General features: G+C 71.2%; 20 protein-coding genes and 1 pseudogene. 9 read left to right on the top strand and 12 right to left on the bottom strand.

Annotated features, from left to right (window positions below; translation table 11 throughout):
- Positions 1–74: 74 nt before the first annotated feature.
- A complete protein-coding gene (locus WMF14_RS10500) occupies positions 75–1,832 on the bottom strand; it encodes a hypothetical protein (RefSeq protein WP_437800512.1) in 1,758 nt (585 codons plus the stop codon).
- 30 nt (positions 1,833–1,862) lie between these two features.
- The gene (locus WMF14_RS10495; RefSeq protein ID WP_437800510.1) at positions 1,863–4,508 is read right to left on the bottom strand and encodes a HEAT repeat domain-containing protein; all 2,646 of its coding nucleotides are present in this window, start codon (positions 4,506–4,508) and stop codon (positions 1,863–1,865) included.
- A 216-nt stretch (positions 4,509–4,724) separates the two neighbouring features.
- On the opposite strand from WMF14_RS10495, the gene WMF14_RS10490 reads away from it, so the two are divergent.
- A complete protein-coding gene (locus tag WMF14_RS10490; protein ID WP_437800508.1) occupies positions 4,725–5,726 on the top strand; it encodes an LLM class flavin-dependent oxidoreductase in 1,002 nt (333 codons plus the stop codon).
- A gap of 692 nt (positions 5,727–6,418) precedes the next feature.
- Complete coding sequence (locus WMF14_RS10485; protein ID WP_437800506.1) at positions 6,419–6,997, top strand: hypothetical protein; 579 nt, start codon at positions 6,419–6,421, stop codon at positions 6,995–6,997.
- Positions 6,998–7,011: 14 nt separating this feature from the next.
- Here the strand turns inward: WMF14_RS10485 and WMF14_RS10480 are convergent, their stop codons facing one another.
- From WMF14_RS10480 to WMF14_RS10470, 3 genes are read right to left on the bottom strand one after another with little or no spacing between them, the layout of a single operon-like run.
- Positions 7,012–8,415 carry a hypothetical protein gene (locus WMF14_RS10480; RefSeq protein ID WP_437800505.1) on the bottom strand — a complete coding sequence of 468 codons (1,404 nt, stop codon included), beginning with the start codon at positions 8,413–8,415 and terminating at the stop codon, positions 7,012–7,014.
- Positions 8,412–8,615, bottom strand: coding sequence for a hypothetical protein (locus tag WMF14_RS10475; RefSeq protein WP_437800503.1), 204 nt, complete (start codon positions 8,613–8,615; stop codon positions 8,412–8,414). The genes WMF14_RS10480 and WMF14_RS10475 overlap by 4 nt, the downstream gene beginning before the upstream one ends.
- Positions 8,599–9,696, bottom strand: coding sequence for a LysM peptidoglycan-binding domain-containing protein (locus tag WMF14_RS10470; RefSeq protein ID WP_437800501.1), 1,098 nt, complete (start codon positions 9,694–9,696; stop codon positions 8,599–8,601). Before WMF14_RS10470 ends, WMF14_RS10475 begins: the two co-directional genes overlap by 17 nt.
- A gap of 710 nt (positions 9,697–10,406) precedes the next feature.
- Between WMF14_RS10470 and WMF14_RS10465 the strand changes: the two are divergent.
- Positions 10,407–11,044, top strand: a pseudogene (locus tag WMF14_RS10465) (LLM class flavin-dependent oxidoreductase); the annotation flags it as partial.
- Between the two features lie 317 nt (positions 11,045–11,361).
- Here the strand turns inward: WMF14_RS10465 and WMF14_RS10460 are convergent.
- From WMF14_RS10460 to WMF14_RS10450, 3 genes are all read right to left on the bottom strand, one after another.
- Positions 11,362–12,468 (bottom strand): hypothetical protein, encoded by a 1,107-nt coding sequence (locus tag WMF14_RS10460; RefSeq protein ID WP_437800499.1) that lies wholly within the window; start codon positions 12,466–12,468, stop codon positions 11,362–11,364.
- A 12-nt stretch (positions 12,469–12,480) separates the two neighbouring features.
- Positions 12,481–13,071, bottom strand: coding sequence for a hypothetical protein (locus tag WMF14_RS10455; RefSeq protein ID WP_437800497.1), 591 nt, complete (start codon positions 13,069–13,071; stop codon positions 12,481–12,483).
- A 77-nt stretch (positions 13,072–13,148) separates the two neighbouring features.
- On the bottom strand, positions 13,149–13,940 hold the full coding sequence (locus tag WMF14_RS10450) for a hypothetical protein (RefSeq protein WP_437800496.1): 792 nt from the start codon (positions 13,938–13,940) through the stop codon (positions 13,149–13,151).
- Positions 13,941–14,628: 688 nt separating this feature from the next.
- Here WMF14_RS10450 and WMF14_RS10445 point away from each other — a divergent pair.
- Together WMF14_RS10445 and WMF14_RS10440 are read left to right on the top strand one after the other, a co-directional pair.
- Positions 14,629–15,519: an AraC family transcriptional regulator gene (locus tag WMF14_RS10445; protein ID WP_437800494.1), complete on the top strand. Its 891-nt coding sequence runs from the start codon at positions 14,629–14,631 to the stop codon at positions 15,517–15,519.
- A gap of 69 nt (positions 15,520–15,588) precedes the next feature.
- Positions 15,589–16,542 (top strand): alpha/beta hydrolase family protein, encoded by a 954-nt coding sequence (locus tag WMF14_RS10440; protein ID WP_437800492.1) that lies wholly within the window; start codon positions 15,589–15,591, stop codon positions 16,540–16,542.
- On the opposite strand, the gene WMF14_RS10435 is transcribed toward WMF14_RS10440, so the two are convergent.
- Positions 16,521–17,918: a PQQ-dependent sugar dehydrogenase gene (locus tag WMF14_RS10435; RefSeq protein WP_437800490.1), complete on the bottom strand. Its 1,398-nt coding sequence runs from the start codon at positions 17,916–17,918 to the stop codon at positions 16,521–16,523. The two genes, WMF14_RS10440 and WMF14_RS10435, sit on opposite strands and share 22 nt — an antisense overlap.
- Here WMF14_RS10435 and WMF14_RS10430 point away from each other — a divergent pair.
- Positions 17,898–19,145, top strand: coding sequence for a hypothetical protein (locus WMF14_RS10430; RefSeq protein ID WP_437800488.1), 1,248 nt, complete (start codon positions 17,898–17,900; stop codon positions 19,143–19,145). The genes WMF14_RS10435 and WMF14_RS10430 overlap by 21 nt on opposite strands.
- Before the next feature lie 297 nt (positions 19,146–19,442).
- Positions 19,443–20,756, top strand: a complete 1,314-nt coding sequence (locus WMF14_RS10425) for an inositol-3-phosphate synthase (protein ID WP_437800486.1) — start codon at positions 19,443–19,445, stop codon at positions 20,754–20,756.
- Between the two features lie 104 nt (positions 20,757–20,860).
- Here WMF14_RS10425 and WMF14_RS10420 read toward each other — a convergent pair whose 3' ends face one another.
- Both WMF14_RS10420 and WMF14_RS10415 read right to left on the bottom strand, forming a co-directional pair.
- Complete coding sequence (locus tag WMF14_RS10420; protein WP_437800484.1) at positions 20,861–21,652, bottom strand: calcium-binding protein; 792 nt, start codon at positions 21,650–21,652, stop codon at positions 20,861–20,863.
- Positions 21,653–21,875: 223 nt separating this feature from the next.
- On the bottom strand, positions 21,876–22,877 hold the full coding sequence (locus WMF14_RS10415; RefSeq protein ID WP_437800482.1) for a diacylglycerol/lipid kinase family protein: 1,002 nt from the start codon (positions 22,875–22,877) through the stop codon (positions 21,876–21,878).
- Between the two features lie 582 nt (positions 22,878–23,459).
- Between WMF14_RS10415 and WMF14_RS10410 the strand changes: the two genes are divergently transcribed.
- A complete protein-coding gene (locus WMF14_RS10410; RefSeq protein ID WP_012234436.1) occupies positions 23,460–24,143 on the top strand; it encodes a hypothetical protein in 684 nt (227 codons plus the stop codon).
- A 19-nt stretch (positions 24,144–24,162) separates the two neighbouring features.
- Here the strand turns inward: WMF14_RS10410 and WMF14_RS10405 are convergent, their stop codons facing one another.
- Positions 24,163–25,677, bottom strand: coding sequence for an ATP-binding protein (locus WMF14_RS10405; RefSeq protein WP_437800480.1), 1,515 nt, complete (start codon positions 25,675–25,677; stop codon positions 24,163–24,165).
- A gap of 99 nt (positions 25,678–25,776) precedes the next feature.
- On the opposite strand from WMF14_RS10405, the gene obgE reads away from it, so the two are divergent.
- Positions 25,777–26,817, top strand: coding sequence for a GTPase ObgE (obgE, locus tag WMF14_RS10400; RefSeq protein WP_272101473.1), 1,041 nt, complete (start codon positions 25,777–25,779; stop codon positions 26,815–26,817).
- The last annotated feature ends 124 nt before the right edge of the window (positions 26,818–26,941 follow it).

Genomic DNA, 26,941 nt, shown 5'->3' with positions numbered 1-26,941 from the left:
GCGGTTCTTCTGCTGATCCGGGGCAACTTCCCGCAGGAGCGCTAGCCCCCGCCCGGGCGCCCGCTCCTCGCGGCTCAGCGGTACGGGCGGGCGACGCGCGGGCCGCGCAGGAGCGCCGCCACGTGCAGCTGAGCGCCGAGCAGATCGCGCAGGGTCGCCGGGTCCTCGAGCGGGGCCGGCAGCGTGATCACGATGGCGTGCGGGGCGATCCGGAGCGCGCGCGTGCGGGCCTGCAGGCGCTTGACCGCCTCGCGCGCCCCGGGCGAGGCGGCGCGCAGCTGCTCGGGGTCGTCGGGGTCGAGCGCCGCGTCGAGGGGCGGATCCACCACCAGCGTGATCTCGGAGCGCTCGGGGTGGGGGCCTCGCTCGAAGCAGGTGTCGACGTGGAACGTGGCGCCGTCGACCTGCGCGTCCCGGATGCGCATGCGGCCCACCTCGAAGCGGCCGTGGACCTCGGCCGCGAACCGCTCCCAGGCCGCGCGCATCCCCGCCATCGGCGTGGGGGGCGGGATGCGCTCGGTCACGGCGCCGATCTCGGCCGCCAGCGCGGCGAGGTGCTCCAGGAACGCGCCGAGCCAGGGCTGATCGTGGCCCGGCGTCCGGGACCGGACCGACACGTGCTCGTCGTCCAGCCGGACGTCGTCGAAGGCGAGCAGCGCCCGGCGCAGCGGCCCCGCGACGACGGCGCGCACCTGGCCGGGATCGCGCCCGCGCACGCGGTAGCGGCGGCCGAAGCCCTCGTCGTCCTCGGACGACAGCGCGAGCAGGAAGCGCTTCACGCCGACCTCCAGGTCGAGCCCCCACGACGGCCAGCGCAGCTCGCCCACGAGCGCGCCGCTCGACGAGGACCCCGCGTCGATCGACACCGACGCCGCGGCGCCGGAGAGCGTGCCCGTGAGGCGGAGCTCCAGCGCGTCGAGGGACAGGCCGTGGCGCGCGCCGACCGCCTCCCAGACGGCGCGCCACCGCCCGGAGCCGATCTGCCGCCGCATCGCGCCGAGGCCGGGCGGGGCGTCGAAGACGCCGAGCACGAGCGGCGTCGTGTGGACGACGCCGTCCGCGCGCGCGAGGTCGACGCGCACCTCGAGCCCCCAGACGAGGGCGACCCAGCCGGCGTCGAACGACGGCGCGACGGAGCGGGGGATCCGGAACCGGAAGGGCAGCTCCCGCCCCTCGTCGCGGCTGTCCGCGCGGCGGAACGCGGTGAAGCGGTGCGCCTCGGTCGCGCGGTTCGGCGCGGAGCGGTCGGCGCTGAGGAGGCGCTCGACGCCGACCAGCGAGATCTCGATCCCGCGCACGCCGCGGCCCTGCACGTTGCCGAGGGCCACCGCCCCCGAGATCTCGTCGCCCGGCGCGAAGACGCGATCGTCGAGCGAGACCTCGACGAACGGGCTGTCGCCGCGCGCCGTGGTCCCCGCGGCCGGCGACCGGGCCGGGCGCGTGACGGGGCGGGGCGTGACGAGCACCTCGTAGGACTCCTGGACGTCGAGCCACCACGGGATCGCGATGGAGAGCGTGATGCCGTAGCGGATCTCGGCGCGCGTGCCGAGGTACGAGCAGGGCGCGTCGGCCGGGAGCGGGAAGCTCGCGCGGTAGCGCTGCTCGCCCTCCGGGAGCGTCGTCGCCCCCGAGAGGCGGGCGACGAGCGAGAGGAAGTGGGGCGGCACGAGGACGCGCTCCTCGACGCGGGCGACCTGCATGCCCTCCAGGTGGAGCTCGATCGCGTCGACCGGCGTCCTCCCGCGGCAGCGGAGCACGAGCTCGACGAGGACGACGTCGCCCGGGTGCACGGTCCTGGACATCCGGAGCTCGACGTCGGGTCGGGTTCGCATGGTGTCCGGCTCAGCGCGGCGGGCGCGGGCTCACTTCACGAGCGGGGCCGGGACGGTCAGGCGGATCGGCCCCCGGGGAGCGCCGCGCTCGAACAGCTCTCCGCGCCGGTCCGCGACGCCGAGGCGCATGAGCCCGTCCGCGCGCAGGAGCGCGAAGGGCGCGCGCGGGGCCGGCGCGTCGCGGGCCGAGCCGCCCCGGCCCGCGTCGAACGGGACGACGAAGACCACGACGTCCTCGGCGGCGGCGGCCGGCGCGCGGGGCGGCGCAGGGCGGGCGCAGCGCCCGGCGACCGTGGCGTTCCTGTCCTCGGCGGCGCAGCGCGCGAGCGCGCGGCGATCGTCGTCGGCGCCGCTCCGCGCGAGGTGGTCGGCGGCCGCGAGGCGGACCGCCTCGGCGGGGTCGCGCGCGAGCAGGTCGCGGGCCGCGCCGCCGTCGCAGCGGGCGCCGGCCACGGTGAGGGCCGCGAGCGCGTTGGCCCGCACGTAGGGGCGCGCGTCGGGCAGCGCCGCGCAGAGCGCCGCGGCCGCGCGGGCCGGCTGCCCGGCGCGGCCCGCGGCGCGCCCGATCGCGCCCGCCGCGTTGCCCGCCACGGCGGCGTCGGGGTCCTTGAGGAGCGGCGCGAGCAGCGGCAGCGCGTCCTTGTCCCCCGCCGCGCCCAGCGACCAGACCGCGTTGGCGCGGACGCCGGGATCCGGATCGCCCGCGAGCTTGCGGAGCGCGGCGGCGGCCTCCGGGTGCCCCGCGAGCGCCTCGGCGATCTTGCGGCGATCGTCGATGGGCGCCGCCGAGGCCATCCGCGCGAGCGCGGCGCCCGCGGCCTGCCCCGGCATGCGCCCGAGCCCCTCGATCAGCGCGTCGCGCGCGGCGTCCGGCGCGCTCGCGATCGCGGCCGCGACCTCGTGGACGAGGCCCTTGCCGCTCGCGTCGCGCGCGGCCTTCGCGTCCGTCGCGCCGCCGGCGCTCCCGGCGCCGCCGGCGTCGTCCGCGCGCGACAGGGCGCCCGAGAGCGCGATGCCGAGCGCGCCGCGGTCCTGCTCCGCCGCCACCGTGAGGCGCTGGAGCAGCGGCCGGGCGCTCCCTGGGCCGGCGACGCGGGAGAGCGCGATCGCCGCCCGGAGCCGCACGTCGGCCGACTCGTCGTCGAGCGCCGCGAGCAGGGCGGCGTCCACGGCCGCGCCGAGCGCCCCAGCCGCGCGCGCGGCCCCGAGCGCCTCGATCACGGCGAGGCGGAGCGGCGTGGAGCGCGCCTTGGCGAGCGGCAGCAGCGCCGCCTGCGCGCGCGGCGAGCCGGTGCGCCCGAGCAGCTGGACGAGGGCGAGCTTCTCGTCGGACGCGGTCGCCGGATCGACGAGCAGGGCGCGCGCGGGATCCACCGCGCGCCCGTCGGGCCGCGCTGGATCGAGCAGCGCGGTCGCGGCGCGGATGGCCTCCGCGCGGACCGCGGGGTCGGCGTCGCCGAGCAGCTCCAGCACGCTGGGCAGCGCCGCGGGATCGCCGAGCGCGCCCAGGGCGCGGAGCCCGTGCCGGAGCGGGACGACGCCCCGCTGCATCCCCCGGACGAGCGCGGGCAGCGCTTCCCTCGCCTTGAGCTCGCCGAGCACGAGGGCGGCGCCCGCCGCCGTGTTGGCCGACGGCGCGGCCGAGAGCGCGGCGACGAGCGCGGGGACGGCCGCGGCGCCGGCGCTGACGAGGGCGTCGCGGACCGCGGAGCGCGGCGCCGCGGGGTTGTCCTTCGCGAGCGCCGCGAGCAGCGCCTTCACGGCCGCTTCGGAGCCGATGCGGCCGAGCGCGCGGAGCGCCGCCTCCCGCACGTCGTTGCTCGATGCGGCGCTGTCGGACGGCCGCGCCCCCGGGAACGCGCCGGCGGCCCCCGGCGACGCCGTGACGAGATCGGCGATCGCGGACGTCGCGTCGTCCGAGCGCAGCCGGCCGAGCGCGGTCACCGCCTCGACGCGCACGTCCTGGGATGCGTCCTGGAGCGCGAGCAGCAGCGCGCTGACCGCGCGCGGGTCTCCGAGCTCTCCGAGCGCGCGCGCCGTGGCCTTGCGGACCTCCGGCACCGAGTCCTGCACCTTGCCGATCAGCGGCACGACCGCGCGCGCGTCGCCGATCCGGCCGAGCGCGCGCGCGACCTCCGCGCGCACCTCCGGCGCGGTGTCGTCGAGGTGGCCGAGCAGCGGCGAGACAGCGTCCGGGAGCCCCGCCGCGCCCATCGCGGTCGCGGCGGCGAGGCGGACGTGCGGATCGGGATCGCCGAGCACCCGCCCGAGCGCGACGATGGAGCGGTCGGTGGGCGCCGCGCGGATCACGTCGCAGGCCGCGAGCCGCAGGCGCGCGTCGCCCTCGCCGAGCCACTCGATCACGAGGTCCCCCGCGCGCGGCATCCGCAGGCGCACGGCCGCCCCGGCGAGGTGCAGCCGCACCTCGACGTCCGGATCGCTCATGCCTCGCTGGATCAGCCGGATCGCCGTCTCCGGGGCGAGCTCGCCGACGCGGGTCGCGGCCAGGCGCCGCTCCAGGGCGTCGCCCGACGTGAGCGCACGCGCGATCTGCTCCGGCACGTTGGGCCAGAGGGTCGCGGCCGCTCCCCCGGGCGACGCGACCGCGGCCGCCGAGGCGGCGACGACGAGCAGGACCTGCGGCAGGCGGCGCAGCGGCGAGGACGAACGGCGCACGGGCCGAGCGTAATACAGCGGGCGCGGCCACGTCATGGCGTTCCAGACGGGCTCGAGCGCCACGGGGCGATGCGCCGCGGGGCGCGCCGGCCGGGCGCGCTGGCGGGGGCCCCCTCCTCACCGCGATCACGCGCGGAGACCGCGCGCGAGCCGCGCCGGTCCCCGAGCGGTGCCGCAACCGTCCGTGGCGTGCAACAGTCTGGCGAGGTGTCCAACATGATTCCTTTCTCCGTTCTCGACCTAGCTCCGATCGTCCAGGGCGGAGACGCCGCGCAGGCCCTCCGCAATGCGCTCGATCTCGCGCGCCACGCCGAGCGGCTCGGCTATCACCGCTACTGGCTGGCCGAGCACCACAACATGGGCGGCGTCGCCAGCGCCGCGACGTCGATCGTGATCGCGCACGTGGCCGCCGGCACCTCGACGATCCGCGTCGGCGCGGGCGGGATCATGCTGCCGAACCACGCGCCGCTCGTGATCGCGGAGCAGTTCGGCACGCTGGCGTCGCTCTTTCCGGGGCGCATCGATCTGGGCCTCGGGCGCGCGCCGGGCTCCGACCCGATCACCGCCCGCGCGCTCAGGCGCAACCTGGCCGGCGACGCGGACGGCTTCCCCCAGGACGTCCTGGAGCTGATGGGCTACTTCCGCCCGGCGGAGCCTGGCCAGCTCGTGCAGGCCGTGCCCGGCGCCGGGCTCCGCGTGCCGATCTGGATCCTCGGCTCCAGCCTCTTCGGCGCGCAGCTCTCCGCGGCGCTCGGCCTCCCCTACGCCTTCGCCTCGCACTTCGCGCCGGGCCAGCTGATGCAGGCGATCGCGCTGTACCGCCGGGAGTTCCGCCCCTCGGATCAGCTCGCAGAGCCCCGCGTCATGGTGGGGATCAACGTGGTCGCCGCCGGCACCGACGAGGAGGCGCGCCGGCTGTGGACCTCGCTCCAGCAGGCCTTCGTCAACCTGCGCCGTGGCCGGCCGGGGCCCTTTCCTCCGCCGGTCGACGACTTCGAGCGCGACCTGAGCCCCCTGGACCGCGCCGGCCTCGAGCAGGCGCTGGCCTGCTCGGTCGCCGGCTCGCCCGAGACCGTGCGGCGGTGGCTGGACGCCTTCATCACCCGCACCCGCGCCGACGAGCTCATCGTGAGCTCGCCGATCTTCGATCACGCCGCGCGCGTGCGCTCGCTCGAGCTCACGGCCGCGGTGCGCGACGAGCTCGCCCGCGCCGGGTGAAGCGCTGCCTCGGCACGCAGCGCTCTCCGTCCGGCTCGTTCGCGGGACGGTGCTCGGCACGCGCGCCGCTTTCGAGGCGGCGATGGCCTGGAAGAGGCGCGCGGCGGGGGGCGCATTGCGGGCGTCTGCCGGGCGGACGGGGGCGAAGTCGACGGGCAGGAGGAAGCCCTCGCCGCCTTGGTTGAGCATCCGCTTTGAGACCGGCAGATCGCGGCCGAGCGTGCCGAGCGGGGCAAGGGTGAGCGCGTGGCTGGTGCGGCGGTCGCGCAGGTGGTCCCAGGTGCAAAACCGGCAAATCGCGCCGCTGAGCGCCGCGGTCGTGGAGGGCACGTGAGGCCGACCGACGTCTGAGCGCCGAGGCCGATCACGTGGACCACGCGCGCACCCACGCTGCTCACCGTAAGACCTCCTTTGTACGCAGGACCTGACCCGCCCCCGCGCTATACCCTGCGTCCGACATGCACCGAGCCGCATGCTTCCTCCTCCCGTTCACCACCCGCCTGTTCGCCGCGTCGAGCCTAATCGCGTGCGACCTATCGTCGCCGGTGCCGCCGAACGCATCCACCACCGGCGCACCGCCGTCTGGGACGTCTCCGCTTTCCTCGTCCAGCGTCACTCCAACCGCATCCAGTGGCGCCGCGACATCCGCCGGCGTTCTCGCTCCGCCGTCCGCTGTCGCGCCGATCCCCGTGATGACGGGTGGGCGTCCAAAGGTCGATGCAGTCACGCCGTTCGACGTTGATGACTGGCTCACGGCCCGCGGCGTACGGTGGCGGCCCGACGCTGCCTGCTGGTCGACGCTCGTCGTCAGCCCACATCATCAGCGGGTCAACGAATGCAGTTGTAGCGGGACGCTCGTTCTGCCCGATGCCGAGCTGCTCGTGTGTTCTCGCGGGCATGAGCAGAAGGCGGCGCTCATCCCCTATGTGGTGCATACGGTGCTCTATCTTGCAGACAAGGGCGCCCTCCGACCTGTCCTCGATCTGCCCGCCTCAGCCGCCCTCGACGAGTGCCCTCCCCAGAACCTGGCCCTGTGCAAGGTCGCAATCACGCCCAGCGTCGAGGAGGGGGTACTCCGGTTCTCCGACGCCGCGAGGGCTCCCGGCGGCTCCTCCTGCGAAGACGCGCTCAAAGCGATCGACGCGGCCCACCACGGCGCCATGCCCGCGGATCGACCAGCATGGCAGAACGCCCGCGACATCTTCCGACGCCTGTGCAGTGGACGCGGTCGCTATACCTGGCACGGCCGCGCACTCCGGCGCGCGCCCTGAGCTGCTCGCTGCGGTCAAGGGGTCATGAACAGCGATTCCTTAAGGAAGCGCAGCAGGAACGTCAGCGCGAACGGTCCCGGGATAGCAATGTACCCTCCGAAAATCGCGAACTGATGCCGCGTATCTGGATCGCTCCGCATGTCTTCCCGATTCTGGAGGACATGATCCCAGAGCGGGTTGACCCCGGGCGCATAACCCTTGTCGCTCTCTGGGATCGCTGTCACGTTCGTGAGCGGTCCCGTCACCCGATTCGTAGTTTGAATCGTCCGATAGATAGATTGGTGCGTCGCCATGCTGTATGCGCCGCCCACCATCCGGAGCCGCGCCTCGGGACGGCTGTTATACCATTGCACGATCGTGCCGGCGCTCGTGCCCGTGCCGACGCAGTCGAAGGCGTACACCTCGTCGACCCGGCCGATGTTCGAGGCCAGCGCTGGCCACAGAGCGCCGCCGCCGCGGCTAAAGCCGGAAACACCGAGCCGGCCGAGGCGGACATTGCCCGTGCTCTGGAAGATGTGCTGGTCGGCCCAGAGCAGGCGGAGCGCGCCGGCGCAGAGTTCCGGCAGATCTTTGCCGGCCGCGCTGCCGAAGTTCGTGCCGCTCGGCCAGGGGTGAAGCAGCACCACGGCGCGCTGGCTTCGCGCGAGCGCGTCTTCAAAGCCGCAGCGGACGAGGTTGTATCCATTCACATCGATGAAATCGCGCTCCCACGACTGCGCTGTGGCGTCGTCCTCTTCCTTGGGCTTGAGAAGATACCGGGCTAGCGCCGACATATGGTGCGGCTGGTTCACCTGGGTATAGCTGTAGTTCGCCGGGCGGAAGAATACAAGACACGAGGCGAAGCCGTTGGTGCAATGAAGGCAGGCGTCCGGGATGCTCGCGAACCAGATGATCGGTGTCGCGCCCGTCGCGCCGAGCACCAGGAGCCTGGTACCCGGCTTATGCTCGGTCTCGTAATAGCTCCAGACCGCCGCGTAGACTTTCCAGAACGGCGTGATGTCGACGAACTCCGTGCGAAGCTTGATGGAGACAGCGGCATGAAGATTAGCCGCTCCGACCATGTGAACGAGCGGATGCGGGCCTGCGTACGCCGGTTGATTCACCGGCCGTAGCCGCGTTCCGCCGTCGACTACATCGAACTCCTGCTGGGCTCGGAGCACGACATGGGTCATCGCTCCGACGTCGATCAGCACATCCGGGTTCTTGGCCGTACCCTTGACCGGGCCGAACGCAACCGAAAAACTCGCCTTCAGCGAGAGCTTCGCCGCACCGTCCGGGATCTCGTACTCCCGCCGCCCCGGCGCAGTCTGCTTCGGCGTGAGCGGTGTGCCTCCGGCTTCCAATCTCACGTCAGCGAGATTGTCCGGGAGAAGCGGGCTGTTTGCGTTTGGCCAGGTGACCGCGATGTGCAGGGTCATCCCTCCTCCGACGCCGAGTAGGGAGGATCGACCTGCCCCTCGAAGGCCAGGTGGGTCAAGTGAGCTCGAAAAATGAGCTCTTCGAGGATGGGCGCTGGTGCCTGCGCTGGGGGCGGCGAGGGCTCGATGGGCAGGCTCTCCAGGAGGGAGATGACCGTGTCGAAGTCCTTGTCAAACAGCGCTTCATGAATCCAGTCCACGGCGATGCTGAGCCATTCCGGCGCCGTCAGGTCGCCGGCGGGCTGTGGGGGCGCATCGATTGAGGCAGCGCGCAACCAGGTGGGGAAGGGCATCATCAGGCATGACGAAGCGGTCGCCCGGATAGATGATGTCGGGGGTTCGACCCTCGTACGATGCTCGATTCCGTGCCCAGATTTCACCCCAGCGATCCACGGCGCCAAGATGGCGCGTGGCGATGAGACTCAGTGTATCTCCCGGCTGGACAATATAGATATTTGGTGGTTCCCAGCGCTCCGCTTCGCCTGGTAGAGGATCGTTCTTCGGGGGCAGGAACTCGGGTAGGGAGAACGGTTGGCCAAGGACTTGAACCTTTCGCTCCGCCGAATCGGCATGCAGGCTCAGCACCGTCTCGGTGCCTCCATGGAAGGTCCAGGGGCCTGCCGCATCGGCAAGTGATAGCCTTTCCCAACCTGCGACAAGCGCAAACACGTCGGTTCGTGTCACCAGCATGAGGTACTGTCGCTCGCCGCTGGGCACCGTGATCGGATCAAGCGCTCGCGCGAGCGTGCGAATGTGCCACGCGTCCCCGTCGGGTGGTGGAGCCGTGCGGCGTGGCTTGCGCTCGCGCTCCTTCAAGCTCTCCTGCAGCTCGGCCAACCCGACCACGGACGCGTTACCGATGCCAGGCGGTAGGTCATCGACGCGGGCGACGCCGCCAGCATCGGTCGTCCTCGTGAACGTGCCGGCCGGCGTGCGCATGGAGAAGCGCACGCCCGCAATGGGAGCATCGAGTTCATCGAGCAGGGTGATCTCGTAGAACGAAAGCGTGGCCGGCGCCTCCAGAGGCGGCTGTCGCGGCTCCGGTGTTTTCGCACCCACGCCTCGCGGCACGAACGATGCCGGCGTGCATGCCTCGCGAAAGGCGACGAGCTCTCCCCTCTGCAGGGCTTGCCGCAGGCGAACGCCGATCAGCTCGCGAGCCACTCTCTGGTCATAGGCGTGCAAGCTCGACAAGCTGCTGAGCGTGAGCTCGCAGAACATGTCCTGCAGGACGCGAACATTGTCGTCCCGCCAGTCATCGACGGCTAACGAAGCGAACACGGCAGGAATAGGCTCGAGGTGGGCCCCAGCCGGCTCGGCCGGTGCATCACGCGCTCGCAGCACATAGGTCCTCTCACCGCCGAAGCCGTAGAGCCTCCACGCTCTAAATAACCAGTAATCCCTCACCTCGAGGAGGCACTACCACTAGGGTGTAGGAAGCGCAAGCGCGTAGGCAAATCAAGCCGGATCCATATCCACCGCGACAGTCCCGTCCGCAAAGGCGCGCTTGAGCGAGAGCCGCAGCAGGCCGTCCTGCTGCGGCTCGACGCGCTCCTTTGCGATCGTGGGTCGCAGCACGTAACGCAGCAGCGCCTCGCTCGCCGCGGCATGGTGCGCACCGGCGCGCGTCGCTGCGTGTCGACCCGCCGCGATCGAGAGCGTTGCTGCCGGCCACGCCGTGCCCGGCGCCCGTCCTCCGGACGTCGAAGGTTCGGCGCAGAAGAAGATGCCAGTCGATGCGGCGCGATCCGGCGATGAGCTCGCCCTCGCTCGAGCGCCCCCGATGCGCGACGGTGATGCTCGTGGGCATCACGACGTCGGGCGTCGGCCAAAGCGGCGACGTGGCGGGCGGCACCGGAGCTTCGTTCTCCGTCTGCTCCGGCGCCTTGGTGGACTCGCGCTCCGGCGCTCTCTCGTCCGCCTTTGCGTCGTCACACGCCTTCTTCTCCGCGCGCCGCGTGCCGCTCGCGGGCGGCTTCGGCGTCACGAGGGCGCGCTCGGTCGTGATCGCGCACGTGACCGACGGCACCTCGACGATCCGCGTCGGCGCCTGCGGGCTCCGGGATCATGCTCCCGAACCACGCGCCGCTCGTGATCGCCGAGCAGTTCGGCACGCTGGCATCGCTCTTTCCGGGGCGCATCGATCTGGGCCTCGGGCGCGCGCCAGGCTCCGACCCCGTCACCGCCCGCGCGCTCAGGCGGCCAGATGGCGCAGGCGATCGCGCTGTACCGAAGGGAGTTCCGCCCCTCGGATCGGCTCGCAGAGCCCCGCGTCATGCTGGGGATCAACGTGGTCGCCGCCGGCACCGACGAGGAGGCGCGCCGGCTGTGGACCTCGCTCCAGCAGGCCTTCGTCAACCTGCGCCGTGGCCGGCCGGGGCCCTTTCCTCCGCCGGTCGACGACTTCGAGCGCGACCTGAGCCCCCTGGACCGCGCCGGCCTCGAGCAGGCGCTGGCCTGCTCGGTCGCCGGCTCGCCCGAGACCGTGCGGCGGTGGCTGGACGCCTTCATCACCCGCACCCGCGCAGACGAGCTCATCGTGAGCTCGCCGATCTTCGATCACGCCGCGCGGGTGCGCTCGCTCGAGCTCACGGCAGCGGTACGCGGCGAGCTCGCCCGCGCCGGGTGAAGCGCCTTGCCCGGAGGCGCGGGCTCGCGCCGGGCGGGGCGCCGGCTCGGCACGCAGCGCTCTCCGTCCGGCTCGTTTCTACTGAGCTGCGCCGACGTCCCACTCCCCGCCGGGAGAGGCCAGGTGATAGGCTTTCGGCGAACACGAGGTGGCGCAGCAGACGCCGGCCTGGGCATGAATCCGCGCGAGGGCGAGCTACTTCATCGAGAGCCGCGGCGGGTCGCCTGAGGCGCCTCGGGCGCGTTGCGCGATGTGAAGCCTGGAGATGTCTCTGAGTTCCTCACAGGCTTCCTCTTCGACAGCAGAACCCACGACGTTCAAATTCCGCCTGAGATATCACTCACGGTCACGAGAGAGGTGATCCCTTCGATCGTCAAATTCGGCGGCGTCCGGCACATCACCCCGAACTGTAGCTCTTTACCGATAAGCTGCGAGGCGGCTCCCTGGTACAACTCACGAACGCCGGCAATCTTCGAAAGCGCGCCGGTATCTTGCATGATTCCATCCCTATCATACCACATGAGCCGGCAGCTCGGGCAAGTCGCGCCGCCCACGCAGGAGTTCGAGTTCGAGGCAGCCGTGTTGTAGATATCCGAGTAGTAGACCGTCGTGGCTGTGACGCTGCGATTATGCTCCCGACTGTCGTCCGAGGGTGGAGCGATCGGGCAGAAGATGTCGACGGGAGAGCTCCCGAGGTTCGTGACCCCACCCCCGTTCCGATAGACGGTCTCGATCGCACCTTCCGTGCCCGCCGGCGAACATTCGACGCCGCTCGTCTGAACGTAGTTCCCCATGGTCGATGAGGTGGTGTCGTCCTCTGGATCGCCGCCTCCGTGAGTGCAGTCACCCGTGAGCTGGCAGAGCTTGGCCTTGTAACCGAGGATCGCCGTTCGTTCGGGCACCAAGCACACGAATTCCAGGCCCTTCACGACGGTATCCTCATGGGCCTCCAGCGTGGTGCCGTCGCCCGTACCGCCCGCCCACTGGCCGCCGCCGCTCGTCGACCCCGCCACGTCGAGCCGACCGACGCCGGAGCCGCCGGTGTCCGAGACGGAGGCGCTGTAGTAAACAAAGTCATCGGAGGCGCGCATCGCGGCGTAGCAGCTCACGGTCCGCGTCCCCGCTCCTCTGCGATCGAAGTAGACGATCGCCGAGAGCGCATCCGCCCAGCGCTTGGCGTTGAACGCCGGCGTCCCGTTCGAGCCCCAGCGGCCCGACAAGGCGACCGGGCAGATGACGCCGCGCTCCGAGGTGCCGGAGTTGTGAATCGCACCGCTCGAATCCATCCGATCGGTGGCGAGCGGGTACGCGAATGTACACTCTGCCCCCCCGTTCTTCATCAGCCAGGATTTGTGCGTCGCAAGCGCCGAATGGCTCAACGAGAGAGCCGAGGCGACGAGCGCCACGATTGTGATCTTCTTCATGCCGTTCACCTGTCAATTCGAAGAGACCGTTGCTTCGTAGGAGCCGATGCTGGAGCTACCTGGCATGGTGCAGGACAGACCCCACTGAACCGAGGTCTGCGACGTGAAAGGGTTGCTCCAGGAGAGGGTGTTGAATCCACCGAGAGGAGTCGTGTAGGACCCCGCCGGCGCGCTGGTGCAACCCCCGGCGGTGGAGCACGCGTAGCGGGAGGTGCCCCAAACGACGCTGCCGCCGATCGATTGCGCGAACGGTGTGCAGCGCACCGCCTCTCCCGTATTATCGTCCTTGACCTCGGCCTTCAACCCGGTCGCGGTCACTTCGGTCGCCGTGCTTGATGAGACCGAATCCCCGTAGTAGGCGGTCGCGCGCCTCGTGATCGGGCAAACGACAACCACGGGCGCAGAAACGTTCCCCTTGACCGAGGTCTTCTGCACCGAGTGCGTCAGTTTGTCTTGCTCACTACCGAACGCAGCGCGGCAGCGGGTGCCGCTCATGTTGACGTGGTTCGGACCTCGAGTGTAGACGTATTGCGCGTGCGCCCCGACCGTGACCAGGCCGATCGCGCAGAATGCCAGCGCCCCTATTCGCACCTTGTGTCCCATACCGTTCTCCTCTGTTCTCCGTTCACTTCGACGTCGAGCCGATCAAGGCTCCACGCCGCGCCGCGGCAGCGCAGCTCTCATCGTCCAGAGCCGCGCTCCACAAGCTCGTCGAGGTCGTCCCGAGGCAGCTCCTCCGGAAGCACGGGGCTGTCCGGCGGCGGCGCGTCGAGGATCCAGGTGACCTCCACCCGATCGCCGTCGTGCTCGATCAAGCCGCTGCGCATCTTGCCGGCTTGCCAGCCGTTGAACTCGCGGGTCCGGGTGATGACCTCGGTGGCCTCCTCCGCTTTCACCGCGGATGCATGGACGACCGTCACGGAGCAGCCTTTCGCGTAGCACTCCAGCGGCTCGAACGTCCCCGCGGCCCCCAGTTTCGCGAGCTTGCTCGTCCACGCGCCGACGACGGCCGACGCAGGCGCGAACAAGCGGTGGTCCGGGCCTGAAGCACGGAGCTCACGCAAGACGCGATCTCGATGCTCGCGCGGCGATGGCTCCCTGGGCGGCTCGGCGGGCTCGTTCGAAGGCGGCCCCGGCTCGAGGGGCCGGATGGGCGGAGAGGCAGCGCCGGCGGCGTGCTCATCAGCGTGAGCGTGCTGCGCGCGCTCCTCCGCTCCCGGGGCGGCGTTCGGGGCGACCGAGCCTGGCCGCGACGGGCTGTCTTCGTGCTGCCGCTCGCGCTCTGGAAGCGTCGCGCGGGCGCCGAGCTCATAGGCAAAGAACAGCGACCCGATCACCGCGCAGCCCGCGAGCAACCTCCCTATCAAGCGGTCCTTGGAGCGCTCCGCCGGCAGCCCCGGAGAGCTCGAATCTCGTGGGTTCGAATGCAGGCCCGCCCCTGTCCCAGTATCATGCTTGACCAGCTGGCTCATCCCGTCACTTCCATCCTTACTTCTGCAGCCTGGACCGTGCCGCCCGGGCCCCCATGGCCGGAGCTGTCGAGCTCCTGGTATCGGTTCGAGCTCGGCTTCAAAGATCCGCAAGAACGTGGACAACGATCGGCGCGGCTCGGGCTCGTGGCAGTCGTGTCGCCTGCGCGCTGGCTGCCAGGTCTGCCGAGGCGGTCGTCGCCCGGAGGCCCGATGCCCGATGCCTCGCGGTCGTCGTGAACGACGGTCTTCCTCGACCGCTGCCCGGAGGTCCTCGCACGCCTCGTGCCAGGTTCAACAATGGCCTTGGTCGTCCGGCCATCACGCTCCGTGCGGCAAAGGCACGACCGAGCTGGAAATGCGGACCGATGCGCCGCTACCTGTCACGGGTTGCACCGTGACAAGTCACGGGTTGCACCGTGACAAGTCACGGGTTGCACCGTGACAAGTCACGGGCCGCAGCGTGAAATCCCACTCCGTAACACCACCCAGCTCAGGAGGTCTGGGCGGTGAACGCTTACCAAAATTCTTACCTCAGCGGAAAGATGGGCATCCCCCGGCCAGCCACCTCCGCGCTTCTGTGCCACCTCCAGCACCCTCCGGGCCCCGGTCGCCCCGAAGTTCAGCAATTTCGGTCAGGCACGGCGCGCCGCGCCTCGTTACCTTGTCTCTCGCCGAGGAGGACGCCGCGTTGACCGAAGCCGCCGAGAACGCGTATATCGCCAGGTTCCGCAGGGTGCTCGAGCACATCGACGCGCACCTGGACGAGGACTTGACGCTCGAGCGGCTGAGCGGCATCGCCGCGTTCTCGAAGTACCATTTTCACCGGCAGTTCTCCGAGCTGTTCGGAATGGGGGTTCACGAGTACGTGAAGCTCGTCCGCCTGCGGAGCGCGTCCTACCGGCTCGCGCTCCTGGAGCGGGAGCACGCCCGGATCATCGACATCGCGATGGCGAGCGGCTACGAGAGCCCCGAGGCCTTCTCGCGCGCCTTCAAGAGAGCGTTCGGGCAGTCCCCCTCCGAGTTCCGGGAGCAGCCCCGGTGGGATCCTTGGCACGCGACCCATGAGCGCCTGAGGGAGACAAGGGCCCTCCCCATGAAGGCCGCTCACCGCGCCGAGGACGTGGCGATCGTGCGGTTCAACGAGACGCGCGTCGCGGCCTTCGAGCACCGCGGCGACCCGAAGCGGATCCTGGAATCGGTGCGCCGGTTCATCGCGTGGCGCAAGGAGAACAAGCTCCCGCCGAGGGTCAGCGCGACCTTCAACATCCTGTACGACGACCCGGCCGAGTCCCCGCCGGAGGCCTACCGCGCGGACCTCTGCGCGGGCATCCACCGCCCCATTGCAGAGAACCCGCACGGCGTCGTCGAGAAGGCGATCCCCGGCGGCCGCTGCGCCGTCCTGCGGCACGTCGGGTGCGACGACACGCTCTACGTGGCCGTGAGGTACCTCTATGCGACCTGGCTCCCCATGAGCGGAGAGGAGCTGCGGGATTTCCCGCTCTTCCTGCAGCGGGTGCGCTTCTTCCCGGAGGTGCCCGATCACGAGGCCGTCACAGACGTCTTCCTCCCGCTCCAGTGAGCTCCCCGTGAACAGACAGGCATCGTCCCTGGTCTTCCCATCCCCCCGACACCGTCCGGAGAAACGAGCATGAATCGATTCGTGGGCTGCCGCAGCCTGACCGTTCGAGACCCGATGAACGACCTCTCGTTCCCGGTCCTCGTGATGTACCCGACGCACGTCCCTGCCGAGGCCGTCGCCATGGGGCCTTACTCGATCGAGGTGGCCTGGAATGCGCCCGTGCACGGCGGCCCTCTCCCCTTCGTGCTCATCTCGCACGGCGGCGGCGGGACGCCGCTCGGGTATCGGACGCTCGCGTCCCACCTCGCACAGAGCGGCTATGTCGTCGCGATGCCCGAGCACCCCGGGGACAACCGCAACGATCGGTCCCTGACCGAGGCGATCGAGAACCTGGAGCGTCGACCCCGGCACGCCCGGCTGACGGTGGACGCTGTCTGCTCCGACGCGGAGCTCGGGCCTCGCCTGCAGCGCGACGACATCGCCGTCATCGGGCACTCGATGGGCGGCTACACCGCGCTCGCCCTCGCGGGCGGGCAGCCCTGGACGGGGCCGGGGCAGAGGGTCGCGGTCACGAAGGACCCGCGCGTCAAGGCGCTGGTCTTGATGGCCCCCGCGGCGTGCTGGTTCGTGCCCAACGACGCCTTGAAGGACGTCGAGGCGCCCATCCTCCTGCTCGTGGCGGAGCACGACCGCATCGCGCCGAGATGGCAGGGGCAGCTCGTCCTCGACCTCGTCCCCGACCCGAGCCGGGTCACGCTGAAGGTCGTCGAGAACGCGAACCACTACTCGTTCCTGAGCCCGTTTCCTCCCCAGATGCGGCGCCCGGACTTCCTACCCGCGCTCGATCGCGCCGGCTTCGATCGGGAGGCGTTCCAGCGCCAGCTCGAGCGCGACGTGCGCGCGTTCCTCGACGCGGCGCTGCGGCAGAGCGCTCCGTCGCCGCCACGACGACAGCCCGTCCCGGAGAAGGCAGGCGACGCGCCGGCGGCCGTGGAGCCGCCTCACCCCGGATCGAGCCGGTAGATGCGCCCCGTGTTGAACATCACCACATAGATCTCCCCGGCCGCGTCCTCGCCGAACGAGGACGGGAGTCCATTCGGGTTCAACGCCGAGGTCAGCTCGACGGGATCGGTCGCGGACTTGCCGTCCCACACGAAGGAGAAGAATCGGCCCGTCACGTAGTCGCCATAGAGGTAGCGGCCGCGCAGGCACGGGATCTTCGCCCCGCGGTAGACATAGCCGCCGATGATGGAGCCCGCCTCGCTCCTCGGGTGCTCGACCGCGGGCGGGAGGCCGCGCGGCTTGCACGTCGCGCCGGGAGGGTAGCAATGGGTGCCCTCCATCGCTTCCCAGCCGTAATCGTTCCTGCCCTGGCCCGGGCGCTCCACCAGGATCTCCTCCCAGCTCTTCTGGCCGACATCGCCGATGTACATGTCCCCGGTGAGCCGGTCGAAGCTGAACCGCCACGGGTTCCTGAGCCCGTAGTCCCAGATCATCGGGTCACCGCTCGTCATGTTGCCCGCCGGCGCCTTGCCCGGCTGATCGACGTCGATGCGGAGGATCTTGCCGAGCTTCGAGGTGAGATCGGCCGCGGGGCTCGGAGATCGCGCGGAGTCGCCGATCGCGGCGTAGAGATAGCCGTCCTTGCCGAAGGCGAGCATCCCGCCGACGTGGTTCCAGGCGCCGTGCTTCACGTCGACCAGCGACCTGACCGGCTCGGGATGGGCGGAGTCGCCGCCCTGCGCCGCGCGCTTCCACTCCTCGATCACCACGTTGCCGCGCGGGGCCGACGAATAGTGGAGCCAGAAGCGCCCGTTCTTCGCGTAGTCCGGGTGGAACGCGAGCCCGAGCAGGCCGCCCTCCGCGTTCGGCGCCGGAAAGAACACGCGCGATCGCACGTCGAGGAACGGCGCCTGCTGGACGGCGCCGTCCTTGATGAGCCGGATGATCCCCGTCTTTTCGAGCACGAGGAGGCGCGACGGATCGCCGGGCGGACCGGCCACATACGTCGGCTGGTCGAGCATGCTCGCCACCATGGTGAGCTTCAGCGACGGGACGCCCCCGCACTTCGCCGGGCGGGCGAGCTCCCCGGCGCTCCCGGGCGCCCCCTGCGCCGCGGGGGCGCCTTGCGTCGCCGGCGCCCCCTGCGCGGCCGGCGTGTTTTGCGCGGCGATCGCCCCCGGGCCCCCCTGAGCCGCCTGGACGGGGTTCCCCACCGCCGCGGCCTGGCCGGGAGGGCCGCCCTCGCGAGGCTCTTCGGGCGGCCCCGCGACCTGCACGCGCCTGTCGCAGGCGGCTACACTGCCTGCGAGCAGGAGGCACCAGGCGGTCCGATGGCACGCTCTCGTCACATAGGCAGCGCGCCCCACGACGCGCCGGTGGCTCGGTCTCTCGGGCAAGCGGGCACCTCCCTCTCCACCTTCATCACGAGAGGCCGCGCCTGGCAAGCCGTGCTCGCGTCGCTGCTGCTGGCCGGCTGCGGCGGCTGCGGCGCGCAGGAGGCGCCCCGGCCCGAGCCTCTCCCCACCCGACCGGACGGGAGCGGCCCGGCGGACGCGGCCACCAAGCGCGCAGCCGGCGCAGGCGATCGCCCCGGCCAAGGCGCGGTCCAGGCGCCCGGAGGCCTGCCGCCGTGCAAGGACGGCGACACCGATCCTCACGATCTCCGCTGCACCGGGCTTTACAGCGACCCCGGCGCGCGCACCATCGCGCCGGGCGTCCGCGAGTTCAAGCCGGCCTTCGAGCTCTGGAGCGACGGCGCCGAGAAGACGCGTTGGATCTACCTCCCTCTGGGCGCGACCATCGATGTCTCCCGGATGAACGACTGGACCTTTCCCGTCGGCACCAGGCTGTGGAAGGAGTTCCGTCTGCCCGTCTCCGGCGCGAGCCGGCGTATCGAGACGAGGTTCCTGTGGAAGACAGCGGAGGATCGCTGGACGCGCGCCACCTACGTCTGGTCGGAGGACGGAGCGAGCGCGACGCAGGTGAAGGCCGGTGTCCCCCACGTCCCCGGCGCCCCCGACTATGCGATCCCGGCGCAGGTCGACTGCATCCGTTGCCACGCTGGCAAGACCGACAACCCGCTTGGATTCGAGGCGATCCAGCTCGCCGCGCGGGGCGCCAGCGGCCTGACGTATGCCGAGCTCGTCGAGCGCGGCCTCCTGTCGACGACCTCCGGCGGCCCGCTCCCCGACGCGGCCGCGCTCGAGGTGCCCGGCACCGAGACGGAGCGGCGCGCCCTCGGCCTGCTGCACGTCAACTGCGGCGTCTCGTGCCACCACCCGCTCGGCGTCGCGACGCACTTCGAGATGCGCCTCGACATCGACGCCGCCGGCCGGGTGGGCGACGTCCGCGGCACGCGCGTCTACCAGACGGCGATCAACCAGCCCGCGAAGCTCCGCCCGCCCGGGGCGCCGCCGGGAGCCCGCTATGATCGGCTGAGGCCCCTCGATCCGGATCACAGCGCCGTGCTCCGCGCCATGTCCCGGCGCGACGCGCCCGGCGCGCCGCCCGAGCAGATGCCGCCGCTCGCGACCCGGCGCGTCGACGAGGAGGCCGTCGCCGCGGTCCGCGCCTGGATCGAGGCGATGACCCCCGCCGCCGGTTACCCGCGCCCCTCCCCGTGATCGCCCGCCGGGGCGGCCCGGCGCGTCGCGAACACGCCGCCTCGTGGCAGCGCCGCATGCCGCCGTCCGAGGCGCCGAGAGGAAGGGAGCACCGGAAACGCGCGAAGGGAGCCCGCCGGAAACGCCATCGCGCGCGCGCCGGCCCGTGGTGATCGCGGCGTTCGAGCTTCATGCTCCCGGCGGGTCGCAGCGCCGCGCGGCCTCGACCGACCTCGCGCTCGCCGCGCCCACGGCGCCGGCGGATGCCCGCCCTTGCCCGACGAGCGCCCACGACCACGACCGGGGGGAACACGTCACGTGAAGCAGCCGAAAGAGATCAAGACCGCGGAGGGCAAGCTCGGGGTCCTGCTGCCGGGGCTGGGCGCCGTCTCCACGACCACCATCGCGGGCGCCCTGCTCGCGCGGCGCGGGCTCGCGGCGCCCATCGGGTCGCTCACGCAGCTGGGCACGATCCGGCTCGGCCCGCGCACCGACGACCGCGCGCCCAGGATCAAGGATTTCCTGCCGCTCGCGGCGCTCGATCAGCTGGTGTTCGGCGCGTGGGACATCTTCCCCGACAACGCCTACGAGTCGGCGCGGCACGCGGACGTGCTCGATCACCGCCACCTCGACGCCGTCCGCGAGGAGCTGGAGCGGATCCGCCCCATGCCCGCGGTGTTCTACCCGCAGTACGTGAGGCGCCTGCACGGCAACCACGTGAAGAAGGGCGCGAACAAGGCCGCGATGGTCGAGCAGGTCCGGGAGGATATCCGCGACTTCCTGCGCGAGAGCGGCGCTGCGCGCGCCGTCGCCGTCTGGTGCGGATCGACCGAGGTCTATATCGCGCCCGCGGAGGTCCACTCCTCCGTCGCGCGCTTCGAGGCGGGCCTCGCCGAGGACCACCCGGCGATCTCGAGCTCCCAGATCTATGCGTGGGCCTGCCTGAAGGAGCGCGTCCCGTTCGCGAACGGCGCGCCGAACCTGACGGTCGATTTCCCGGCCGCGTGGGAGCTCGCGAGGAAGCAGGAGGTCCCCATCGCCGGCAAGGATTTCAAGACCGGCCAGACCCTGATGAAGACGGTGATCGCCCCGGGGCTCAAGGCGAGGATGCTCGGCGTCGCAGGGTGGTTCTCGACCAACATCCTCGGCAACCGCGACGGCGAGGTGCTCGACGACCCGGACTCGTTCCGATCGAAGGAGGTCTCGAAGCTCGGCGTGCTCGAGCACATTTTCCAGCCGCACGTCCACGGAGAGCTCTATGGCAAGCTCTTCCACAAGGTGCGGATCGAGTACTACCCACCTCGGGGCGACGCCAAGGAGGGGTGGGACAACATCGATCTCGTCGGCTGGCTCGGCTACCCGATGCAGGTGAAGATCAACTTCCTCTGCCGCGACTCGATCCTCGCCGCGCCCCTCGTGCTCGACCTGGCGCTCCTCCTCGATCTCGCGCAGCGCGCCGGGCTGCGCGGCACGCAGGAGTGGCTGAGCTTCTATTTCAAGAGCCCGATGACCGCGCCGGCCCTGTACCCGGAGCACGATCTCTTCATCCAGTCGATGAAGCTCAAGAACACGATGCGATGGCTCATGGGGGAGGACCTCATCACCCACCTGGGCAACGAGTACTACGACTGATCGCCCGGCAGCTCGGCGTCGACGGCGGCGCTCACGGCCTCGCCGCCCTGCTCACGGCCTCGCTGCCTGGAAGAAGAGCTCGGTCCCCCGCCCCCGCGGTGGCGTCACTGCCAGCGGAGGTGCACGTCGACGACCGCGCCCGTCCGCGTCGAGGCGCCCTCCGAGAACGTGAACGAGGCGCGCTCGATCTCGCAGTTGCCGCGCCCGTCACAGCGCCGATCGCGTGCATACGAGAGCTCGATCGCGACGAGCCCGCGCGACGCGAGCGGCTCGAGCTCGCCGGCGCTCGACGCGCGGTTCGCGTCGCGGTCGCTCCAGAGCACGAGCCGCGACCACGCCTCGTCCCGCGCCGTGATCCGGCCGTCTCCGTCGGTGTCGAGCTCGCGGAGCGCGGTGAACCCGTTGTCCGCGCGGGCGCCGCTCGAGAGCACCGTCGCCGAGCCGAACAGCTCCTCGCCGCCGTCGATCGCCCCGTTGCCGTCCCGATCGAACGCGAGCCACGGCGTCGCCGCGGTCGGCCAGTCGGTGGCGATCGTGGCCCCGAGCCCGCTCAGATCGAACGCGCCGCTCATCGCGGTCACGTACTCGACGGGCCGCTGCTCGAAGGAGAGCACGAGCGGCGTGCTGGTGACGCTGCCGCCCGCCTGGCACCCGGTCCACGTCGCCACCCCGTCGACGTTCTCGCACTGCTCGAAGCCCTCTGTCCCGTTGACGGTGCAGCTCCGGGACTCGCCGATCTCACACGCCGCCTCGGCCTCCTCACCTTCGAGCTCCTCGCCTTCGAGCGCGCCCTCGTCGGTCCCCTCACCACGTTCCCCTTCGGTCGTCACCTGCGCGGCGCAGCCTGTGCCGATCGACCCCGCGCCGAGGAGGAGCGCGAGAGAGGCAATTCCCACGGAACCGGAGCGAAGAAGGGTCAGCTTGATGTTCATGGCACAGACCAGGAGCAAGCGTTGCGCCAGCCCCTCGCCGCCCGCTCATCCCATGAAATCCCGGCAATCAGCGCAGCAGAAGCCCCTGAAGCGCCCCAATGTGCCACCCTGCGCCAGGAGCACGACGCGAGTCGTGCCAATCTGATCCAACCCGTGGCGCCTGGTGCCCAGTCGGGACGAGTGAGCCTTACCCGCGCGGCGGCGCGTAGAAATCAACGATCCGGATCGGCTCGGTCAGGCGCACGCGCACCCGCGATCGCTCCCCGCGGACGTCGCCGCCGATCTGGAAGCTCGTCACCGGGTCCATCTCGATCGTGACCTCATCCACGAAGTAATCGAACACCGTCTCCAGGTCGTCGAACTCTCCGCTCCAGATGCTCGAGAAGTTCCGCACGAACGTGAACGGCGAGACCACCGACACGCGCAGCTGCATCCGATCCTGGCGATCGTCCGCATAGGGGAACATCCGGAAGCCGAAGCCGTAATAGGGGATCGTCGATAGCGCCGCGATCTTCGCCGGCCCCTCGTAGATGACGCCGCCCTTCTTGATGGGCGCCCCGAGCATCGCCCCCTTCTCGCCGACGCGGATCGCGTCGTTGCCCTCGTTGATGACGCGGCAGTGCGGTGTGCGCCGCACGAGGTAGCTCGGGATCGTCCGCGTCGTCGCGGCGACGGCGTACGCCACCGGCCCCGGCGCGAGCCGCTTCAGCGGGCCGCGCGCGAGCGCCGACTTCACCGCGTTGTAGTCGCGGAGCATCACCGCATCGATCCCGAAGCCGCAGAACGGCGACAGGATGTCCTCGGCCTCCACGAGCCGCAGGTTCCGGCTGCCGGCCTCGGCGCGCAGCCGCTGGAGGTCGACCGCGAGCCCGGGCTTCGCGCCCGCGCCGCCGGACGCGCCGAGCACCCACGCCAGCGAGTTGCCCGTCCCAAGGCGGAGCAGCCCGAACCGCGGCAGCGGCAGCCCGCGCCGCTTCGCCTCGTTGACGACGGCCGTCACCACCACCGTGAACGTCCCGTCGCCGCCGCCCGTGAGGATCGTGCCGTAACCCCTGTCGACGAGGATCCGCGCGATGCCCTCGCTCTCCTCCACCCGCCTCGAGACGAACAGATCCCCCGTGTCAAGGATCTGATCGAGCGTCTCGATCACCTCCGCCGTCACGCTCTTGGCGTTGCCGTTCACCACCACGGCAATGCGGCTGCTCGCGGCGCCTCGCGGCAACTCGCTCGCACGACGCGGCGCATCAGCGACCACGGCCTGGGGGACGTCATCGGTGGGGCCGCGACCGGTGGGCGGAGAGGTCATGTACCGCGATCTACCACGACCCACCCCTGCGCTTGGAGCGCGGGATGACGCGGGACGTGCAGACGTGCAACCGACAGCCAACCAACCGGCCGGCCGGCGCGCGACCTGCGCCTCGGCCGCGGCCTTCGCCAGACCGCAGCGCCGACCGCGCCGGGGCAGGTGATTGTGGACCGATGTGGCCGACGCGACGCAGCGGCCCGCCCGACGACCACCTTTCCGTGAGGTCCGATAGCGTGCGATGCTCGCTGGTTTTGGCTCCCGGGCCGATCTTGGGTCATGCTGCCCTTCGGGAAAGCGAGGAGCCTCCCCGAAACTTAGTGGACGGGGTGGTCGATTTTTTGGTAAGGCGACGACCTGGCGAGCCAATTGGGCTTGACAGCCGTGCGGGTCTTTACCGCCGCGCGGGCGGCGCGCGCTTGGGCGAAGGGCCGCGACGATCTCGTACCCAGCGGGGGACGCAGCGACATGCCGAAGATCACAAAGCAGGGCAGCTCCGAGAAGGCGACGGGTATGAAGAAGAAGGCCTCTTCGAGCAGCAAGGGGGGCGCAGAAGCTCAGCTTGCGAAGCCCGTGAATCCGGTAATCAAGGAAGATTCGAAATCGGCGTCGAGCGCGTCGAAGCGTAAGCTCGGCCTCCGTGGCGCTGCGCCGTGGGCTGCGCGGCACGCCGCGAAGCACGCGGCCGAGGCGCGGGCCCGGGCCGCGGAGCCGGCGCCCCCTGGCAGCGCCCGGGCGACCATCCGCGTGCCGAGCGGCGCGGAGGAGATCAAGGCGAAGATCGCCGAGCTCCACAACCAGACCCAGAAGATCCGCACGCTCCGCAAGCGGCTCGACAAGGGGTTCTTCGATATCGGGGTGGTGCTCGCCGAGATCCAGCAACAGGAGCTGTATCAGGCGAAGGGCTACGGCTCGTTCGAGGCGTTCCTCGAGCGCGAGATCGACCTCGGCAAGCAGACGTCGTTGCGCCTCATCAAGGTCGCCCACGTCTTCCAGCGCGAGGTGGCCCTCGACTACGGCATGGACCGGCTGTTCGTGGCGCTCGCCGCCCTCGAGGGCGAGGTGCCCAAGCCCGCCCCCTCCGCGATCCCCTCCGCCCCCGGCTCCAAGCCGCCCCTCCCCCTGAAGCCTCCGATGCGTATCGTGGGCTGAGCGGCTCTGACCCGCCCCGTCAGGCGCCAGCGCCTCGCGGGGGGGTGGATCCCGCCGGGCGCTCGATGGGCTCGGGGACGAAGCGGGGGAGGCTCACCCGGACCGTCGTGCCGTCGGCGGCGTGCGCGTCGACATCCACACGGCCCGCGTGCTGGTCGACGATCTTCCGGACGATCGCGAGCCCGAGGCCCGTGCCCGCCGCCTTCGTTGTGAAGAACGGATCGAAGATCTCGGCGAGGATCGTCGGCGCAATCCCCGGCCCCGTGTCCCCGATCGACAGCCACACCTCGTGCGCATCCCCCGACGCGCACGCCCGCAAGACCCCGCCGTCGGGCATCACGTCGAGCGCGTTGACGACGAGGTTCAAGACCACCTGCTTGAGCTTCTCGACGTCGCCCAGCGCGAAGCAGTCGTCCGCGAGATCGCGGACGACCTCGACACGGTGGCTCGCGAACGCCTCCTCCTCGAGGTCGAGCACGTCGCCCACGACGCGGGCCAGATCGACGGGCTCCCGGTGGGGCGCGCGCGGGCGAGCCAGCTCGAGGAACTCGCCGAGGAGCCGGCCCAGGCGGGCGATCTCCGCCTCGACGATGCCGACGCGCCGCTTCATGGGCTCGCGGATCGCCTCGTCGGAGAGGCGATCGATGCCGCGGCTGAGCAGGTGGAGCTCCAGGACCGCGGCGTTCAGCGGGTTCCTGATCTCGTGGGCGAGCCCGAGGGCGAGCGGGGCCATGGCGTTCAGGGCCTCGGCGTCGGCGGCCCGCCGCTCGAGGGCGCGCCGCTCGGTCACGTCGATGCCGATGCCGTAGACGAGGTCGGTCCTGCCGCCGCGCCCGCCGCCGCGGACGCCGGAGAGGTGCCAGCGCACGCGGCGGACCGCGCCCACCGCGTCCCTGACCCCCACCTCGACCTCGGCGGCGGCGTCTCCCTCGACGACGCTCAGGAACGACTGGTTGAACCGGCGCTGATCGGGCTCGTCGACGAGCGCTTCGCAGAACGCCATGCCGAGCGCGGCGTCGCAGGACACGCCGGTCAGCGCGGACAGGCGCGGGTTGAAGAGCGCGACGCTGCCGCCGGCGTCCAGGCCGAGGATGAGCACGTCCGCCGCGTCGATGATCGCCCGGTACCGGCGCTCGAGCTCTTCCCTCTCCCGCTTCAGCGAGATCTTCTCGATCGCCTGGGCCACCGTGGAGATGAGCTCCTCGGGGCGGAACGACTTGAGGATGAAGGCGAAGGCGCCGGCGCGGAGCGCGGCCATGGCGGCGTCGACGGTCGCGAAGCCGGTCACGAGGACGATCTCGCCGTGGGGGGCGGCGGCGCGGAGCGGGGCGATGAGCTCGAGGCCGCTCGCGTCCGGGAGCTTGACGTCGACGACCGCGACGTCGAACCCGTCGCGCCGGGCGGCGGCGAGCCCCTGCTTGCCGTTGGGCGCGAGGGCGACCTCGACGTCGAGCTCGCGCGCTCCCTCGAGGACCTCGCGGAGGTTTCCGGCGAGGCTCGTGTTGTCGTCCACGATCAGGATTCGAGCGGGCACCTGGGGTCTCCTGGGCGAGCGGTCCGGCGGGCGGCCCGAGGCGCGGGGCGTCCTTCCGCTTTGGGGTCTTTCCTAAATTGTATGCTATGAGCCGCCGTCATGCGGTTCGTCGATCGGTGCCGTCTGAAGGTGATCGCCGGGGATGGCGGCAATGGAGCGATCGCGTTCCGTCGTGAGAAGTACATCCCGTTCGGCGGCCCCGCGGGTGGAGACGGCGGCCGCGGCGGGGACGTCGTCTTCGTGGGCGACGGAGGCCTGTCCACGCTACTCGACTTCACCTACGCGCGCACGCTCGAGGCCGACAGGGGCGAGCACGGGATGGGGAGCGACTGCCACGGGCGCGCCGGCGCCGATCGGGTCGAGAAGCTCCCCGTGGGGACGCAGATCTTCGATGCGGAGAGCGGCGAGCTGATCGCCGACGTGACCGAGCACGGCCAGCGGGTCATCGTCGCTCGCGGCGGCAAGGGGGGCCGCGGCAACCTGCACTTCAAGTCGCCGCACGACAGGGCCCCGCGCCGCGCCGAGCCGGGCGAGCCGGGCGAGGCCCGCGAGCTCCGCCTCGAGCTGAAGGTGCTCGCCGACATCGGCCTGCTCGGCTTCCCCAACGCCGGCAAGAGCACCTTCGTCGCCGCCGTCTCGGCGGCCCGGCCCAAGATCGGCGACTACCCGTTCACGACGCTCACCCCGATCCTGGGCATGGTCGAGATCGGCGGCGGCGTCCGATCGGGCGGGTCGAGCTTCGTCATCGCGGACATCCCCGGGCTGGTCCCGGGCGCGAGCGAGGGGGTCGGGCTCGGCATCCAGTTCCTGAGGCACGTGGAGCGGACACGAGCGCTCCTCCACCTCGTGACGCTCGACCCGGGCGAGGGCCGCGAGCCGCTCGCCGACTACCGGGCGCTCCGCAAGGAGCTCAAGAAGTTCAGCCCGGAGATCGCGGAGCGCCCCGAGATCGTCGTCCTGACGAAGGCCGATCTGACCGAGGTGCGCGAGGCCTACCCGAAGCTCAAGGCGCGGTTCGCGAAGGCGAAGGTGAAGCTCCACCTCATCAGCGCCGCGACGGGCGAGGGAATGCCTGAGCTCGTCCGCGAGCTCGCGGCGCTCGCGCGCAAGCGGGAAGAGCCGGCAGAGCAGGAAGGCTGAGCGCCTCCTCCCGGACGGCGGGCGCGGCGCGCACCGACGGCGCGGGGTGAGCGCCGCGGTCTGCGCAGGGTGACACGGCGGAGCCTGCCGGCTCGCTGCGTTGAGCGGGCGCTGGGGACGCCAG

The organism is Sorangium sp. So ce693 (assembly GCF_051521375.1).
Classification (GTDB): domain Bacteria; phylum Myxococcota_A; class Polyangia; order Polyangiales; family Polyangiaceae; genus Sorangium; species Sorangium atrum.
The sequence above is the reverse complement of the archived record's forward strand: the minus strand, read 5'-3'. Positions and strand labels throughout refer to the sequence as shown.

What these genes read in the sequence shown, in the direction of transcription:
- WMF14_RS10500 (WP_437800512.1), bottom strand. Translation starts at nt 1,832, where the DNA reads ATGCGAACCCGACCCGACGTCGAGCTCCGGATGTCCAGGACCGTGCAC.
- WMF14_RS10485 (WP_437800506.1), top strand. Translation starts at nt 6,419, where the DNA reads ATGACGGGTGGGCGTCCAAAGGTCGATGCAGTCACGCCGTTCGACGTT.
- WMF14_RS10490 (WP_437800508.1), top strand. Translation starts at nt 4,725, where the DNA reads ATGATTCCTTTCTCCGTTCTCGACCTAGCTCCGATCGTCCAGGGCGGA.
- WMF14_RS10480 (WP_437800505.1), bottom strand. Translation starts at nt 8,415, where the DNA reads ATGACCCTGCACATCGCGGTCACCTGGCCAAACGCAAACAGCCCGCTT.
- WMF14_RS10460 (WP_437800499.1), bottom strand. Translation starts at nt 12,468, where the DNA reads ATGAAGAAGATCACAATCGTGGCGCTCGTCGCCTCGGCTCTCTCGTTG.
- WMF14_RS10455 (WP_437800497.1), bottom strand. Translation starts at nt 13,071, where the DNA reads ATGGGACACAAGGTGCGAATAGGGGCGCTGGCATTCTGCGCGATCGGC.
- WMF14_RS10450 (WP_437800496.1), bottom strand. Translation starts at nt 13,940, where the DNA reads ATGAGCCAGCTGGTCAAGCATGATACTGGGACAGGGGCGGGCCTGCAT.
- WMF14_RS10410 (WP_012234436.1), top strand. Translation starts at nt 23,460, where the DNA reads ATGCCGAAGATCACAAAGCAGGGCAGCTCCGAGAAGGCGACGGGTATG.
- WMF14_RS10440 (WP_437800492.1), top strand. Translation starts at nt 15,589, where the DNA reads ATGAATCGATTCGTGGGCTGCCGCAGCCTGACCGTTCGAGACCCGATG.
- obgE (WP_272101473.1), top strand. Translation starts at nt 25,777, where the DNA reads ATGCGGTTCGTCGATCGGTGCCGTCTGAAGGTGATCGCCGGGGATGGC.